A 15,878-nucleotide genomic window follows, 5' to 3' on the forward strand; every position below is an offset into this window, starting at 1 on the left:
CATGTGTTTAGAAATCGAATAAATATTCGCTCAACTTATCAGCGAGCCAACTCATTGCGGGGTGCTCTGTCTGTCCATTTGTTACGAACATACAGTAGTCTTCTTGTGTCAAACCATAGGTATGTTTGATCACTGCAAGTTTTTGATGTCTTAAATAGTGTCGGATTAGTGGCTCCGGCAATACGCCCCACGCATCTTCTTCCAAAATGGTATTCAACATGTAGTCGAAACTAGAGAAGCCAATGTATCGAGTCGAAAAGGGTTGCAGCTCAGGATTATCTTTCTCGTTCAAGTAAACCATCAAGGCTTGCATCTGGTTACGTAAGTCTTCGTCTGTCACACGGCGCATTTTACTGAGTTGGTGGTCAAAGCTGCATACCGACATCAAGCGGATTTTACCAAGTGGATTGTAAACAATGTGTGGGTCATCGACCCGTTCGTAATCGACACCAAATGCAAAATCGACCTGCTGAGTACTGACCAAGTTCGCCAAGTCACCGCTGGAGGCGAGGATCAGGTTGAATGTGGTGGAAGGAAAGCGATTGTTGAGTGTATGAGAGAGCTCTTGCCACAGTTCGTCGGGCAGAGAGTCATCACGTGCAACCCAGACTTCAGCGCTAAAACCGTCGGAAACTTGAGCGCAGGTCTTTTTGATACGTTGTGCTGTTACTAGAAGGCTTTCGCAGTCTTTAAAGATGGCTTTTCCTGCTTCTGACAGCGTAAGTTGATTACCCGTACGAGTGAACAACTCGACATCCAAGTCTTTTTCAAGCGCCTTAATGGCCATACTGAGCTTAGTACGGTTGCAGTCGAGTTGGCGTGCGGCCTCTGAGACGGAGCCGTGTTCAGCGATGGTACAAAAAGCTTCTACTTGAGTTAAGTTCATGATTAAAGAGGACCTAAACGGAAATGATGACAATCGATAACGTAGATGAATGTCCGTACTAACGTCTAGAAAGACTATAGAAAAAAACACGGATTCGCCAGATAAGTCTATGGCGTTTTGATGTTTTTACGGTAATCTATGGGTGTGACAAGAAGTGAACATGGAGGCCACGATGGCGCAAGATTGGGACGCCTTAGCAAAGAATTGGGAATCTAACCCAGCAACAGAACAATTTGCTCAGTCGGTGTTTACACAGTTAAAGCAGCTTACTCAGCTTGATGACATTAACGTATTGGATTTTGGATGTGGTACAGGGCAGCTAAGCCAACTGTTGTCCCCGTCAGTAAAAGAAATTGTGGCGCTAGACGCATCGGAGGCCATGATTGAAGAGCTTGATAAAAAAGAGCTGGATAATGTAGAACCAGTTGTTGACGCATTGACGCGTGGTCTAGTTGCACAGCATCCTGCGTTCCGTGGTCAGTTTGACCTAGTGGTCGCTTCCTCAGTGTTGGCATTTATCGAAGATTACGAAACGTCTCTAGAGGTTGCCCACTCGCTACTCAACGCCGGCGGTCACTTCGTTCATTTTGACTGGATCGCCGATTCAGCAGAAGAAGGCTTCACGCTAGCGAAATCTGAGAACGCACTTATCAAAGCAGGCTTTACTGAGGTAGAAACGAAGAAAGTCTTCGCAGTTACATCAGACGGTCACACAATGTCAGTGTTAATGGGCGTAGGTCGCCGTTAATCTCCGATAAAGAACAGAGAGAAGGCGAGCTCGTTAGCTCGCTTTTTTATTGTCTTTGATTTGCTAGACAAAGGTGAGTTTTTGAATTTCCTCTAAAACTTCCGGGTTAGCAATCGCACCTAAGTTCTCGACTTCCTTGCCATTTATAACCTGTTTGACCGCAAGTTCTACCAACTTTCCTGAGCGCGTTTTAGGAATGTCGCTAATAGCGAATATTTGGCTTGGCACATGCCTTGGTGAGCAGGATGTTTTGAGGCGCGATTTGATTTCTGCCACTCGCCTTTCATCCAACGAGATGCCCGAAGCGGTTTGCACAAACAGCCAGATTTGCTCATTACGATCGACTTCTTTACCTACAGCGATAGAATCGACAATACCTTCAATAGCATTCACTTGCTGATAAATTTCCGCAGTACCGATGCGCACACCGCCAGGGTTCAACAATGCATCACTGCGACCATAGAAAATGAGACCACCGTTCGCGCAGCGTTCTACATCATCACCGTGGTGCCAGATATTATCGAACTTGTCCCAATAGGCACTGTGGTAGCGTTCACCTGTATCGTTCCAAAAGCCGACAGGGAAGTTAGGCATGGAGTTCGTGCAGACGAGCTCTCCGCGCCGTTCATTCACGCTTTTACCCTGTGAGTCGAACACTTGAACATCAATACCCAAGCCAGCGTACTGGCACTCACCACGATAAACAGATGAGATAGGGTTACCTAATACAAAACAACCACAGATATCAGTTCCACCAGAGATGGAAGCTAAGTGAAGGTCTTGCTTGATGTGTTGATACACGTAATCAAATTGCTCTGGATAAAGCACAGAGCCAGTAGAGCACAACGTTTTTAAAGCGGGGAGTGAGTAATCTTTGATTGGCGACAGTCCGGCTTTTTCTATCGCCTCTAGATACTTGGCGGCAGTACCAAAGAGACTCACCTCGGCGCGCTGGGCTAAATCCCACAAAACGTCAGGCGTTGGGTAAACCGGGCCGCCATCGAAAATCACCAAGCATGCGCCGCTTGCAAGGGCAGACACGTGCCAGTTCCACATCATCCAACCACAAGTTGTATAGTAAAAGACGCGGTCTTTTGGCTGAATGTCTGAATGAAGCTGGTGCTCTTTAAGGTGATTAAGAATTGTACCGCCAACAGAGTGCACGATGCACTTAGGCTTACCTGTTGTGCCAGAGGAATAAAGAACAAACAACGGACTATTGAATTCCACGCGAGTATAGTGCAAGGGCGCAGGAGAATACTGATTAATGATGTTTTGCCAATCGTGAGTACAAACGTCGCAATCAAACACATTAGGTTTGAGGTAACCGATCTGACACACTTGTTTTAGCCCATCAAGATGATCTGCGATGTGATGGTTCTTCTCCGACATATCGAAGATCTTGCCATTGAAAGTATAAGCATCGCAGGTGAATAGGACTTTTGGCTTCACTTGCCCAAAGCGCTCAATAACGCTTTCTATGCCAAAATCAGGGGAGGTCGACGTCCAAGTCGCGCCTAAGCTGGTGGTAGCAAGCATGGCAATAACGGTTTGTGGCATATGCGGTAAATAGCTAGCAACCACATCACCTTGCTTGATGCCGCACTCTACCAACCATTGCTGAACGCTAGAGACCTCATTACACAGCTGTTTCCATGTGTAGGTCTGTTTATCACCACGTTCATTTTCGAACCAAATTGCCAGCTCATTGGCTTGTTTCTCTGCCAAGCTGAGTAGGTTCTCTGCATAATTAACTTGTGCTTGAGGGAACCATACGGTATCACGGTTCGACATAGGCGATTGCCAGCGGCTCTTACCTTGCGTTTTGATTGTATTTCCTTGCGTTCCAATCAAGTCACAAAACTGCCAAACCTCTTTCCAAAAATGTTCGTTGTGCTCCAAAGACCATTGGTGCAAATCAGAGTAGTTTTTGAGCTCGAAACCCTGTCGATTAATGTGTTCGATAAACTGCGTAATATTGGCTTGCTCGATTCGATATTCCGTCGGCTGCCAGACTCTGTTGCTCTCGCGCATAGTTCCCTCTATAACAAAGTTTTAACGTTTTCAGTCTGAAGTGAAGCTTCAACAAAGTCAAACCAATGACTGAATGTGGCTTTTCAGTTATATCAAAGTGTTAAGTGTTAATGTAAAGAAAATGTTACACCTAAATTTTGATTGAAAAATGGTCACGGGATTGGAAGGTGAAAAGAGTGTAGATAGGCTTAATGTAAAGGATTTGTTAACGGAGATGTGCAATGACTCAGTATCATTCAAAACCCGTCGATCAGGATGGAAGGGTAGAATGGAGCCATGAAGAGGATGCCATTTGGCGCGACTTGGTAGCCAGACAAATGAGCGTGATTCAAGACCGTGCATGCGACGCGTATCTGCATGGACTTAAGCTGCTTGATTTACCCCAGGACCGAGTGGCACAACTGCCCGAAATCAATCGTGTTTTGATGGAAACCACGGGCTGGCAAGTGGAGCCAGTGCCAGCATTGATCGACTTTGATCGTTTCTTCAATTTGCTTGGCAATAAACGCTTCCCAGTCGCGACGTTTTTGAGAACGCGAGAAGAGTTTGATTACCTACAAGAGCCGGATTTCTTTCATGAGATTTTTGGTCATTGTGCCATGCTCACCAACCCTGATTTTGCCGCCTTTACCGAGCACTACGGACAGCTTGGACAAGCTGCGACACCAAAGCAGCGAGGGTACCTTGCCCGTCTATATTGGTTTACAGTCGAGTTCGGCTTGGTCCGAGAAGGTAATCAAACCAAAATTTATGGTGGCGGTATCCTCTCATCTCCGGGAGAAACCATCTATTCATTGGAAAGCGACATCGCGATTAGAGGCGAATTCGATCTGCAAACTGTGTTAAGAACGCCTTATCGCATCGATATCATGCAGCCGAAATACTACGTGATTGAGGATTTGTCCCAGCTTTTCCAAATCAGCCAACTGAATTTATTGAAACAAGCCGATCTAGCGATTGAAGCCGGATTGCTTCCACCACTTTTTGAACCAAAGGAACCTGCTCATGTTGAATGAACAAAAATGCGAAGCTTGTAATATCGATGCCATTGCACTTAGTAGAGAGGAACAACAGACTTTACTGCTGCAATTGTCTAATTGGCAGATCATTGAGAGAGATGAGATTCCTCAACTTGAGAAAGTCTATAAGTTTAAGAACTTCAAACAAGCATGGGCGTTTAGTAACAAGATTGCTGAGCTTGCAGAAGATGAATTCCATCACCCATCGATTTTGTTAGAGTGGGGCAAAGTGACCCTCACGTGGTGGAGCCATTCTATTAAAGGCCTGCATGAGAACGACTTTATCTGCGCTTCGAAGTGCGACGCATTGGCGATTGAAGAATAAAAAGGCGGGATTTCGTTAATCTTGAGTCTACATTACACCACCCGGTCATGGGTGGAGAAAAGTTCGATTCGCAAGCTTTTGATCTTGACTAGAACTAACATCAAAAATAGCCAGTCTGTAATACTCTAATGTCTGTGCACAAGTACAATGCATTAGGCCACTGGCTTTTTTTCCAAGCATCTCCGACATAAACAAACTTGCCCCGCTTCTGAATTTGATAACTCTCTGGCCTCAATATCAAAGCACCAGCATCTCTTCTTTCCCGCTGCGATATCACAATGCGCATTTGTCCCACACTCAGGACAGGAGTGGGTGGTATTATTCCCAACCAGTTGCTCGATGATTGCGTCTCTTTGGGCGTCAGATTTATCTTTCCACTGGACGATCTCTTCCACAGTTCGGTGACAACCTGAACAGATCCCACCGTTGTTTTTACAGGCTGCGCGGCAAGGTGACTTCATTGTGTTCCTCGTAGTAATCTTCCAATTGTGGTGTACTTTAGCACGAAATGGAGGGGGGAGAGTCTCTGCCGTCAAACTTTAGAGGTGTCATATCAAATCATATTTGAGGCACTTTAAGTCACCCGTTTTTATACTGATGAACTGACATGCAAGCTGCAAGAATTTAGTAGCTTCAACGGCAGTTTATCGGAACTAATAGATGTTATTGACTGGAGGCGTGATCAATAATTTGTTACTTTCGATAGGTATGTAAGCAAAGTCTAAACTTATAGGCATAAGTGTAATGTTAGAAAAAGAAAATTTAATCAAACTTGCTCGAACGCAAATGCCGTTTGGCAAATACTCAGGGCGCGTACTTATTGACCTTCCCGAAGAATACCTCCTCTGGTTCGATAAAAAAGGTTTTCCACAAGGTGAGCTAGGAGAATTGTTAAAACTGTGTTTAGCACTGAAAATTGAAGGCTTAGATGCGGTTGTCAAGCCTCTAAAGCGAATGTAAAGAACGAGGAAATTCTCCAATTTGAATTAGAAGATTTCATATGAATTTCGATATTAATACGTTGAAACACCACCAACTAGTCGAAGATGGTCAGTTAGAAGGGTGTTATCTTCATCAACCTGCTGTGGGTAGTCTGCAAAATGACAGTGCCGTTTTGTTAGAACGCCAAGCGTTGGAAAATATGGGTTACAAGGTTATCCAAGTTCAAGCGAAAAGCGGGATAACGACATTTACCGAGGCGATGAAAAAGTTTGTAGAGAGGACAGAGTCGCTGCTTTAATGATCGACTCGAATATTTTACCTTTTCTCTAAGGCCGTAGGCTTAAATCAAAAGAGTCAGAGCCTATGTCTGACTCTTTTTAGCCCTCCCCCGTAAGAGCCTAGAAATCTCAAAATACGCCTGAGTGTTAATACCTACAGTCCCATAGGCAAGTCATCTCTTATTTTCTATTGGTGGTAATTTCCACACTTTCCTTAAAGCCATATCAACATTTCGTTTTTTGTTGTAATCGCTTGCCTCGTTGGTATGACTAAATAAAACTCCCTTGTTTTTTGTTACCAAGAGGTTGCCGAAATCTCATCAATCAATAAGTTTAGGCACTAACTACTTACTGAATTTTTATTGTAATACTTTCAGTAATTTATTCCGTTGTAAGTCTTATATACAAGACTACAACAATTAATTAGTGTAGCGGTAATGTTATTTAAAATATCATTTTATAAATTTTTGTTAAATACATCCTGTTCGGAGATGAAATTGTTGTTATTGAATAAATAATGCACTCCTCTGAGATTAATATGTTGCTATATTCATTTATGAAACATAGCCAATATAATATCTATCTATTAATAATAGTTATATCAATAAAAGCATTAAAAGTTATTGCGCTTATTATCATTTGCGTGATCAATGCGAATTGATGGCTTTTATTTGTTTTATTTATCTGCATACTAAAAAGTAGAAGGTGTAATCAAACATCTTCTAATTTTTAATTTTTCTTATTTCCTTCTTTGTGAAAGTTGAGAGGGTAAATTTGTTGGTTTTTGATTATTAATATAATTGTCATGATAGTGTCAGTATTTGGCAAGTTATATGTAGAATAAAAAGTTAAGGGTTAAGTTTTATGGATAATAAAACGATAGGTAAGGAATTCGATCCATCCAAAAGAGTGTTTCTAAAATATTCTTCGCTGTCGGCTATTACTGTGGCTGCTAGTGCCGCTTTTGTGCCGAGTAAAATTTTTGCTGCAACAAATAACACGTCATCATCAGAAAGTCTTACTTTAGAGGAGTTAGAAAATATTAACTTCTTCACAGAATACTCGGATGCACTGTATTTTTATGGGGTTGATCCTAAGAAGTTTGATAAACCTATTGATGAAGTACAGTATGTGGCAAACATAATGCTCAACGAGTCTATAAAGTATTATTTCGGCATAAGTCACAGTGGAATAGCTGCTCAGATGGGATCAGCAATAAGTGCGAACGAAAAAATTCTTTCTCTCTCGAATGAACATGATACCGTTTGGGATGTAGTCCGTAGGCATGAAGATTATTTAAGAGAAATCATGCCAGAGTACATCGCACAAATGATACAAGGTACATACCAAAATAAAGCGAATTTAAGCAAGCTAAGACGTGATGAGAGGCTACAGCTTAACTCTTGGGATATGCATGGCATTCTTAAGAATATCTCATCAGAGGAAGAATCTCATAAATATCAAGTTCTTATGAGTGATCTTTGCAATATCGCTGTCGACTTTTCTAAATCCTCTGGTGCGAACAAACTGGCTCAGTATAAATCATCCGATGCAAGTAAATGGGCGGAAGAGCTGCATAATTCTGTTTTAGCGGATGCGAAAATAGAAGCCAGGATAGACTCTATGCATATTGAAAATAAGCGTTATGAGGCAAATCAACATAATACGCTTAGCCTTGTGAGTGCTATGAAGATTTTGAATAGTAACAGCTCAAGTAAATTATCAGCTGAGAGCAAAAAGGAGTTTGAAGATACCCTATATAATACTTTTTACTTAGCAGCAAGTTTGAGTATAAAATGGGGAAAATCAGGTGACAAATACTCAACAGTTAGCAATAGACGTCTAATAACTGAAACTATTGATAAACTGAGAAAAGACAGTAACCCTGAGATACAGGAATTTTGGAAAAACTTCTTTCGTAAACACAATAAAAAAGACTTTGTAGCTACACTTACTAGCATGAATTCTGAAACAAGTGTTTACAGTACAGAAAGTGTCAGATACCTCACAGATCTGTATTCTGAATTCGATGACAATGCCAATGACAGTGATAAACTTCGGAGAAGACGAAGTATCCGCAGTGCAAGTACTACAGTTACAAATGAAATTATAAAATATGGCACAAGTCGCCTAAATAAGAAGATTTATAGGTCTGCTGGCGCTGGCACAACCGCTCCTTCTGCGGTATTAAATATTCTTCTTTTCCTCATCTCAACGGCTCATTACACTTGGGCAATTGCGGGTGGTGAAGAAGAACAAAAGGGTTTTGCAGATAAACTTGGTATCGCAACTCAGATGTTTGAAACGCTTAACAGCATTACTCATCATGCTGCTGTTAAAGCTATTTCAAAATTTATGACAAAAAAAATACCGTCCCAAATCCAAAGCGGGAATGTATATTTTAGAAACTACGCAAACTTTTGGTTAAAACTATCAAGCAGTAAAGAAGCAACTTCAAGAGTAACAGCTAGAATAGCGAATACAATCTTTAGCAATACTGCGGTGGCTAAATTCATTACCAAAGCATCTGTCTTACTCTCATTGGCAGGCTTAGGTTTCGCTATTTATGCTTTGGTCGAAACTAGTTATGCAGGTGAAACGGCAGATATCGTATTTGAAACGCTCAACGTTATCGTATCGTTTGTGGGAGTGATTGCAGGTTTTGGGGCACTCGCCGGCGCCGCATTTGCGGCACCACTAGGCCTAGCTTTAGTTGCAGCCGCTGCTATCATTATGCTGGCCAAGTGGATATATGATGCAACGCTTCCAGTGTACGACTTTACACCAATTAGGGACTTTACCAACAGTGTCATTGAACCAAATGGGTATCTTTTTGATGAGAATGGGAAGTTTCTTTCGATTGTAAAAGATAATCGAGGTTTTGATTATCTTCAAAATACATCCTTCCAAACATTAGCATTGGACTCAGAAGACAACGGAACACTTGAACTGGAATATACGATATCTAATCCGCGAGCGATCGCTGTCTCACATAGCTCGTCTCGATATGGTGTCGTGTATTCTTTTGAACGATACATCAATAAAGATAACGCAAAAGCTTGCTATCAAGATTACAATTTGGTGTCTACGAAGGGCTTCAATAAAAAACTTAAATGGAGTGGTAGCCGAGAAATTGCTTCCGTTATTGCAGCCGTAGAATCAACAAGCACTTATAACGATACAGCAGCACTATTTTTATGCAAACTGAAGAGTGGCTCAACCGGGGCTTTCATGACAGACGGTTTGCATCGTAGCCCAAAATATAAAGTGGAAGGATTTGAAGTCGGTGATGGAGACATTCAAGATATTGTTGCTATCAACGGTCAAACAAAGATCGGGCTATTAATCGCGACCAAGAAAAATTTGTACCGAGTGGATTCGGGCTACAGAGCAACGAAGATCAACACCAGTCCTTTGACAAATAATGAAAGTACCATTCAGAGTGTCGAACTTCTAGCAGCTGGTAATAATGTGCACCTTTTATTGAGATATGTCCAAAAGAACTCTCGGAAGTCTAGACCGGCTCAACTATTTACCGTTAGTCGTAGTGGTGAAGATCGTTATACGATCAAAGAAAGTGTGTTCTTCCAACTAAATACGGAAGATAGCGTGGTAAGTAGAGCTGCGTTTTATAACTCAACTCTTTGCAATGATTTCGTAGTAGTAGGTCCTAATGGCTATCGAAGAATGAAAGCAGTATATGATAAGGCTGAGACTACAATCATTGGCTTTGGTAACGGCTTAAACCTACCAAGTATTGATAATATAGACCAAGCAAAATTACTTAAAAATACTTATTTTCAAACCGCAATATAAGTGAGACAGTCATTTTTATTGGGGACACTGATCGTTTAGCAAGCTTAACGATCTTCCCTAGTGTTCATAATCGGTCGTAACGTCAGTTACGACCGATTTTTGGGTTTGAACACTCAAAAGAGTCATACCAACCAATAGAATTAGTCAATTTTCTTTGTCTGTTGGGCTTTCAAGCTTGTCTTGAGAATTTTTGCCATTGTATTGCCTTTCTTAGGTTTATGGGGTTCTTTGACATGTATTGTTTCAATACAACCAGAAAAAAATTCAAATGCGCGGCCGAAACCTCTAAAATACAACCCTTCGACTGGTGTAACCTCGAATAATTTAAAGTCGTCAACATCAAAAAGTCCAGAAGCAAAAATGCCAAGTTTTTCATCAAACTTACTTCGAATTTCATTATTTTTGTTAATATTTTTAACATTACATTCCATTGTTAATCTTTTTCTTGAGAATAAGTTGTTTTTTATTGTTGCCTCTGAGGTAATTATAACAGATGTCTTACATCCAAGTTTGTAGTAATAGGTTTGTCTAGCTAGGTCTGAAGACAGAATATAAAATTTACCATTATGGTAAATAGTAGGGTGACTAGCAATAAATGGTAAACTTTTTCTAGTATCGTCTATCGCAACAGTTACCTCTTTAGCTGTTTGCATTAATGTTTCAATTTCATCTCTAATATCACTCATAGCCATCCTTCGTTCATAAAAGCATTATATTTATGGATGGTACTAGTTTATAATTATTTTTGTGTGACATGTTTCATAAAGTTCAAAATGTCTTTGTCGAGAGATTTAACTTTATTAGCCTTGATTTCTGCTTAGCAGGTCACCTTTCTATAAATACTGATTTCCACGTTAACGACCGATAATAATAAATATAACGATTTTCCATTTTATTGCGCTATTTACATGAATCGCGAATTACAACGTAGTATCCCTTTGTTGCATAAGCGTTAGTGTATGATATATCGATTTGTCTAATTAAATTTGGAATATGTCAAATGGCATTAAAGCCTGCCCTAAACTAAAGTATTAAAATAAATGGCATATCCCATTTGATATAATTGTTAATAAAAACAAGTAAACCTATTGCGCTTTCTATCACTTTTGTATTTTGTATAAAATTACCACTTCTATTTATTTTATTTAATATTCATTATTAAAAGCATAAATGAAATTTTGGTAATACCTTACTTACATATATAATTTTATGGCTACTAATTTTAATTACTTATGTAAAAGGTTTTTCTATATGTCATTTAAATTGTGAATATATCTATCAATAGAGTTATTTTTCTGGCGAATGTCTTCAGTTTAGACAAAGTTAAGGGTTCCATTATCATGGTTAATAAAACTATAAGTAAGAAATTTGATCCAACAAAAAGAGTGTTTTTGAAATATTCTTCACTATCCGCTATCACTATTGCAGCAAGTGCTGCTTTTGTGCCTAAAACGGTTTTTTCTGCAGTAAATGACATGCCTCTATCATCAAGCGACCTTAGTTTAGAAGAGTTAGAAAAAATTAACTTTTACACAAAGTATTCGGACGCACTTTATCAGTATGGGGTTGAACCAGCAGGTTTCGATGATCCTGTTGATGAAGTTCAATACATAGCGAGTTTACTGTTAACTGAGTCTATCAAGTTTGTATTCCATGCAAATTATCATTATATTGCAGTCTGGATGGGCCCTGACATGGAGTATAACGACAGCCTTCTTAACCTCCAAGATAGCGGTAATGGTTCGAACGTTTATTCAATCATTAATAAACATCGGAATTATCTAAATGATATAATGCCAGAATATGTCTCACAAATGATACAAAGCACATATCAAGATGCAAGCAGGTTAAACGCTTTACCTCGTAAGGAGAGGCACCAGCTTAACTCATGGGATATGTACGGCATACTAAAAAACATATCGCAAGAGAAAGAGTCTACAGAATATCAAGATCTTATGAACGACTTTTACAATCTAGCTGTTGATCATGCTACGACCTCTGGAGCAAGTAAACTGTCTGATTACAAAAGAAGTAATCCAGAACAATGGGTGAGAGACTTATATTCATCTGTTTTACAAGATGACAAAGTAGAAGCAAGAATGGACTCTATGAATATAGAGAATAGCAGCTATGTAGATAATCAAAATAATACGCTCAGCCTTGCGAGTGCCGCGAAGATTTTGAATAGCCAAAATTCTAATGGGTTGTCAGATGATTGTTTTAAAAGGTTTGAAGATACGATATACACAACCTTCATTTTATCAGCAAGTTTGAGCACAAAATGGGGACAAAAAGGTGATGAGTACTCAGCAGTAAACAATACAGATACTATAAATGAAACTCTTGAGTTACTTAGAAGCAGCAGTAACGATGATATTCAATTATTTTTGAATGATTTTTTTGCTGTCAATAACAAAGATGATTTTATTAACTTCCTTACATCTATGAATGCCGATCAAAGTATTTATAGTCAAGAAAGTGTCGATAGAATTACGGTTGCGTATCCTGAGTTTGATGACAATAATTACCAAGACTACGGAGTCGCTGATAAGCTGCAAACAAGAGAAAGTTTCAAAAGTGCGAGTGTCGTAGGTTCTGATCCGATCATAGCGTTTGCTCAAAGCCGAATCACTAAGATGATAATGAGGCAAGGTAAGAGAACAAACGCTCCTTCTGCGATATTAAATATGTTTCTTTTTATCGTTGGAACCAGTCATTACTCGTGGGCTATTGCGGGGTCTGATGAAAAGCAAATGGGTTTTGCTGATAACCTTGGCATAGGAGTTGCGATGTTTGAAACGACAGCCAGCCTTGGCTATTACGCTGCTGTTAAGGCTATTTCTAAGTTCATGACGAAAAACGCACCATCCCAGATAGCCAAAGGGACGATGTACTTTAAAAACTATGCAAATTTTTGGTTGGGCGTATCAAACACTAACAAAGTGATTTCTAGATTAACAACGCGAATCGCTGATGCAATCTTTAGTCAATCCGCTTTAGCTAAATTTATCACTAAAGCATCATTTGCCTTGTCATTGGTGAGTTTAGGTTTTGGCATCACGGCTATGGTTGAAGCCGGGTATTCTGGGAATACAGTAGATATTGTATTCGAAGCACTCAATGTTGTTGTATCGACGGTAGGAGTGATTGCAGGGTATGGAGCATTAATCGGAGCTGCATTTGCAGGGCCTGTAGGCCTAGCTGTGCTCGGTGTTACTGCTCTCCTTATGATTGCAAGATGGGTCTATGATGCAACCAAACCTGAATATGAAGATACTAGAATTGAGGAATTTACAAACCAGGTCGTCAAGAAACACGGTTATATGTTTGATGAAATAGGTAAGTTTCTTACGGTTGTACAAGACACTAGAGGATTTTATTACCTTAAAAATACATCTTTGCAAACGTTAGAACTGGATTCAGAAAATAATGAATCATACGAGCTTGATGAAAGGATGGAATACCCGCGAGCTGTCTCTATCTCAATGAATCCAGATAGGTATGGTGTTGTATATTCCTTTGATGGTTACATTAACCCTGATAATCACCGTGCTTGTTATGAAGACTATAACGCAGTATGTGAAAACGGTTTTAAGAACAAAATGGATTGGACACCTAGCAGCGAAGTTAGGGCTGTTATTGCCGCCGTCGAGTCAACAAGCCTGTTTGGTGCTACTAAATCACGAGCACTATTTTGGTGCAAATTGGATTACAATAAATCAGCAGTCTACATGACAGATGGTCTAGATGAAAGTCCGCGACATCAACTGGAAGGCTTTGAAGAAGGTGATAATGATATTCAAGATATTGCTGCAATCAATGATCAAAACGAAACGGTACTTTTAATTGCTACCAAGAAGAATTTATACCGAGCAACTAACAACTGGAGAGTCCAAAAAATTAACTCGACTCCGCTGACGGAAGAGGAAAACATCCATAGCGTCGAGCTTTATGCGGCTGGGGATATTGCGCACCTAATAATAAGATTTACCCCACTGCACGGTGGGACGTCGAGTCAAGCCCAACTATTTACCGTTAGTAGCAGTGGCGTCGAGTACGATACAATCAGAGAGAGTGCTGTTTTTGAACTAGATATTGACGATAGATTAATATGTAGAAAAGCATTCTATGATGGAACGGTTTGTAACGATTTTGTCGCAATTGGCCCTCGTTCTTACAGAAGAATGAAAGCCACACTAGATGAGAATGAGTCTAGAATTATTGGTTTTGGTAGCGGTTTGGACCTAGCGAGTATTTCGCCGATGAACCAAGCAGTGTTACTTAAAAATACCTATCTTCATATGGCGATATAATTAAAAAAGGCCACCTTGTTACAAGGTGGCCTTTTGCTTATGACGCCGCTTTATCTCTGTGCTGCAGATTATGCTGGTCGTACTAATTCATCATAAATCAAGCTTGTTTTTGAACAATAGTGGCAAAGAGAGTCAGCTAGTATAATAAAGATAGATGGTATCACTTGGCTGAGGGTATAAAAAAGCTCGCGATGTAGGCGAGCTTTTTTCATTTAAATGCGCTATCAATGCTTACGCTGTGGTCCGTTTCGAACGATGTCTTTTCCATGTTCGTAAACGTGTTGAGAAACCCAACGGCCAAGCACCAATTGATGCTTGTCATCCATTACTGCCACAAATGGACGTCTATCCGAATTGGTCGTTGCCAATGCTACGCCAGTGACGCCATCAAGACCGAGAGCGCCACTTTCAATTAGGTGTAGGAATGCTTCCAGCTCTTCCAATGTTTCGATAATGTGATTATCAATATCCATTGTCTTCAACCTCTTCGAATTACAGATATTTAATGGTCGCGTACTCTACCTAACTTACCGCTAGAAACCAAGTTAGGATTTACGCAGAAGAACACCAAACAACAGGTTATTGACTTGATATCAGTTGTGATGTGGGATGTGCTCCATTTTGATACAGAATACTTAGATTTGTGACACTATGCTGTTGTAAATTTAAAACCCAACCATGGTGTCATATTATTAAGAGCGGCGTCCGATGAAGAAAGTGTTAATTGCAGGCTTTGAGCCATTTGGGGGGGAATCCATCAACCCTGCTTTAGAAGCTGTAAAGCGACTTGATGGCAGGAAACTCGATGGTGGGGAAGTGGTTATTTGCCAAGTGCCGGTCGTTCGTTACGAATCAATCGATAAGGTGGTGAGGGCGATAGAGCGGTATCAACCGGACATTGTAATTACAGTTGGCCAGGGGGCAGGGCGCGCTGCGATTACGCCGGAGCGTGTGGCAATCAATGTGGATGATTTTCGTATTCCTGATAACGCTGGTAATCAGCCCATTGACGAGCCAGTTATCCCAGACGCACCAGACGCGTATTTTACCACTTTACCCATTAAGGCAATAACGCGTGCTTTGCAAAAGGTAAGTATTCCATGTCATGTCTCAAATACGGCGGGGACATTCGTTTGTAACCACTTGTTTTATGGTATTGGGCATTACTTACGTTATCGAACAATTCGCCATGGCTTTGTACATATCCCTCTTCTACCCGAGCAAAACGTTTTAGGTATTCAGCCAACCATGTCGCTGGATGTTATTGTGGAAGGATTAGCGATCTTAGCTCAAGCAACGATTGATCATGAATCTGACATTGCGGTTGCTGCTGGTCAAATTTGTTAACAGCAGAATTCGCCCAAGCATCTCTGGGCGAATTGGGTGCACAACTACACCGATCTATGATTATGCTCGGTACTGTTAAGTCGCTCAAATTTTGTGGCGTTTGAAAAGAGTAGCATTGCGCTTTGAAGTAGAGAAGTAACCCGGATTCATTTGGTCTCTCGTTCAAATAA

The 15,878-nt window shown here is 40.5% G+C and carries 13 protein-coding genes; 8 read left to right on the forward strand and 5 right to left on the reverse strand.

What is annotated here, in order from left to right; genetic code table 11:
* Positions 1–7: 7 nt before the first annotated feature.
* On the reverse strand, positions 8–886 hold the full coding sequence (locus tag AND4_RS01230; RefSeq protein ID WP_009841051.1) for a LysR family transcriptional regulator: 879 nt from the start codon (positions 884–886) through the stop codon (positions 8–10).
* A 172-nt stretch (positions 887–1,058) separates the two neighbouring features.
* On the opposite strand from AND4_RS01230, the gene AND4_RS01235 reads away from it, so the two are divergent.
* Positions 1,059–1,634: a class I SAM-dependent methyltransferase gene (locus AND4_RS01235; protein WP_043991385.1), complete on the forward strand. Its 576-nt coding sequence runs from the start codon at positions 1,059–1,061 to the stop codon at positions 1,632–1,634.
* Positions 1,635–1,697: 63 nt separating this feature from the next.
* On the opposite strand, the gene AND4_RS01240 is transcribed toward AND4_RS01235, so the two are convergent.
* Entirely contained in the window at positions 1,698–3,668 is a 1,971-nt protein-coding gene (locus tag AND4_RS01240; RefSeq protein WP_009841053.1) for an acetoacetate--CoA ligase, read from the reverse strand.
* Between the two features lie 221 nt (positions 3,669–3,889).
* Between AND4_RS01240 and phhA the strand changes: the two genes are divergently transcribed.
* Both phhA and AND4_RS01250 read left to right on the forward strand, forming a co-directional pair.
* A complete protein-coding gene (phhA, locus tag AND4_RS01245; protein WP_009841054.1) occupies positions 3,890–4,684 on the forward strand; it encodes a phenylalanine 4-monooxygenase in 795 nt (264 codons plus the stop codon).
* Positions 4,674–5,012, forward strand: coding sequence for a 4a-hydroxytetrahydrobiopterin dehydratase (locus tag AND4_RS01250; RefSeq protein ID WP_009841055.1), 339 nt, complete (start codon positions 4,674–4,676; stop codon positions 5,010–5,012). Before phhA ends, AND4_RS01250 begins: the two co-directional genes overlap by 11 nt.
* 152 nt (positions 5,013–5,164) lie before the next feature.
* Here AND4_RS01250 and AND4_RS01255 read toward each other — a convergent pair whose 3' ends face one another.
* Positions 5,165–5,473, reverse strand: a complete 309-nt coding sequence (locus tag AND4_RS01255; protein ID WP_009841056.1) for a cysteine-rich CWC family protein — start codon at positions 5,471–5,473, stop codon at positions 5,165–5,167.
* Positions 5,474–5,756: 283 nt separating this feature from the next.
* On the opposite strand from AND4_RS01255, the gene AND4_RS01260 reads away from it, so the two are divergent.
* From AND4_RS01260 to AND4_RS01270, 3 genes are all read left to right on the forward strand, one after another.
* Positions 5,757–5,972 (forward strand): DUF3820 family protein, encoded by a 216-nt coding sequence (locus tag AND4_RS01260; protein WP_009841057.1) that lies wholly within the window; start codon positions 5,757–5,759, stop codon positions 5,970–5,972.
* Between the two features lie 40 nt (positions 5,973–6,012).
* Complete coding sequence (locus tag AND4_RS01265) at positions 6,013–6,252, forward strand: hypothetical protein (protein WP_009841058.1); 240 nt, start codon at positions 6,013–6,015, stop codon at positions 6,250–6,252.
* An 844-nt stretch (positions 6,253–7,096) separates the two neighbouring features.
* Complete coding sequence (locus tag AND4_RS01270; protein WP_009841059.1) at positions 7,097–10,048, forward strand: hypothetical protein; 2,952 nt, start codon at positions 7,097–7,099, stop codon at positions 10,046–10,048.
* 140 nt (positions 10,049–10,188) lie between these two features.
* On the opposite strand, the gene AND4_RS20350 is transcribed toward AND4_RS01270, so the two are convergent.
* Positions 10,189–10,734: a hypothetical protein gene (locus AND4_RS20350; RefSeq protein ID WP_009841060.1), complete on the reverse strand. Its 546-nt coding sequence runs from the start codon at positions 10,732–10,734 to the stop codon at positions 10,189–10,191.
* A gap of 654 nt (positions 10,735–11,388) precedes the next feature.
* Here AND4_RS20350 and AND4_RS01280 point away from each other — a divergent pair.
* On the forward strand, positions 11,389–14,361 hold the full coding sequence (locus tag AND4_RS01280) for a hypothetical protein (protein ID WP_043991411.1): 2,973 nt from the start codon (positions 11,389–11,391) through the stop codon (positions 14,359–14,361).
* A gap of 224 nt (positions 14,362–14,585) precedes the next feature.
* Here AND4_RS01280 and AND4_RS01285 read toward each other — a convergent pair whose 3' ends face one another.
* Positions 14,586–14,834 carry a hypothetical protein gene (locus AND4_RS01285; RefSeq protein WP_009841063.1) on the reverse strand — a complete coding sequence of 83 codons (249 nt, stop codon included), beginning with the start codon at positions 14,832–14,834 and terminating at the stop codon, positions 14,586–14,588.
* Between the two features lie 235 nt (positions 14,835–15,069).
* Here AND4_RS01285 and pcp point away from each other — a divergent pair, with 235 nt between their 5' ends.
* Complete coding sequence (gene pcp / locus AND4_RS01290; protein WP_009841064.1) at positions 15,070–15,708, forward strand: pyroglutamyl-peptidase I; 639 nt, start codon at positions 15,070–15,072, stop codon at positions 15,706–15,708.
* Positions 15,709–15,878: the final 170 nt, after the last annotated feature.

It is taken from the genome of Vibrio sp. AND4, assembly GCF_000171815.1.
GTDB lineage: Bacteria > Pseudomonadota > Gammaproteobacteria > Enterobacterales > Vibrionaceae > Vibrio.

Excerpts from the sequence above, each read along its gene's own strand:
- AND4_RS01230 (WP_009841051.1), bottom strand. The coding sequence starts at position 886 with ATGAACTTAACTCAAGTAGAAGCTTTTTGTACCATCGCTGAACACGGC.
- AND4_RS01235 (WP_043991385.1), top strand. The coding sequence starts at position 1,059 with ATGGCGCAAGATTGGGACGCCTTAGCAAAGAATTGGGAATCTAACCCA.
- AND4_RS01240 (WP_009841053.1), bottom strand. The coding sequence starts at position 3,668 with ATGCGCGAGAGCAACAGAGTCTGGCAGCCGACGGAATATCGAATCGAG.
- phhA (WP_009841054.1), top strand. The coding sequence starts at position 3,890 with ATGACTCAGTATCATTCAAAACCCGTCGATCAGGATGGAAGGGTAGAA.
- AND4_RS01250 (WP_009841055.1), top strand. The coding sequence starts at position 4,674 with ATGTTGAATGAACAAAAATGCGAAGCTTGTAATATCGATGCCATTGCA.
- AND4_RS01255 (WP_009841056.1), bottom strand. The coding sequence starts at position 5,473 with ATGAAGTCACCTTGCCGCGCAGCCTGTAAAAACAACGGTGGGATCTGT.
- AND4_RS01260 (WP_009841057.1), top strand. The coding sequence starts at position 5,757 with ATGTTAGAAAAAGAAAATTTAATCAAACTTGCTCGAACGCAAATGCCG.
- AND4_RS01265 (WP_009841058.1), top strand. The coding sequence starts at position 6,013 with ATGAATTTCGATATTAATACGTTGAAACACCACCAACTAGTCGAAGAT.
- AND4_RS01270 (WP_009841059.1), top strand. The coding sequence starts at position 7,097 with ATGGATAATAAAACGATAGGTAAGGAATTCGATCCATCCAAAAGAGTG.
- AND4_RS20350 (WP_009841060.1), bottom strand. The coding sequence starts at position 10,734 with ATGAGTGATATTAGAGATGAAATTGAAACATTAATGCAAACAGCTAAA.
- AND4_RS01280 (WP_043991411.1), top strand. The coding sequence starts at position 11,389 with ATGGTTAATAAAACTATAAGTAAGAAATTTGATCCAACAAAAAGAGTG.
- AND4_RS01285 (WP_009841063.1), bottom strand. The coding sequence starts at position 14,834 with ATGGATATTGATAATCACATTATCGAAACATTGGAAGAGCTGGAAGCA.
- pcp (WP_009841064.1), top strand. The coding sequence starts at position 15,070 with ATGAAGAAAGTGTTAATTGCAGGCTTTGAGCCATTTGGGGGGGAATCC.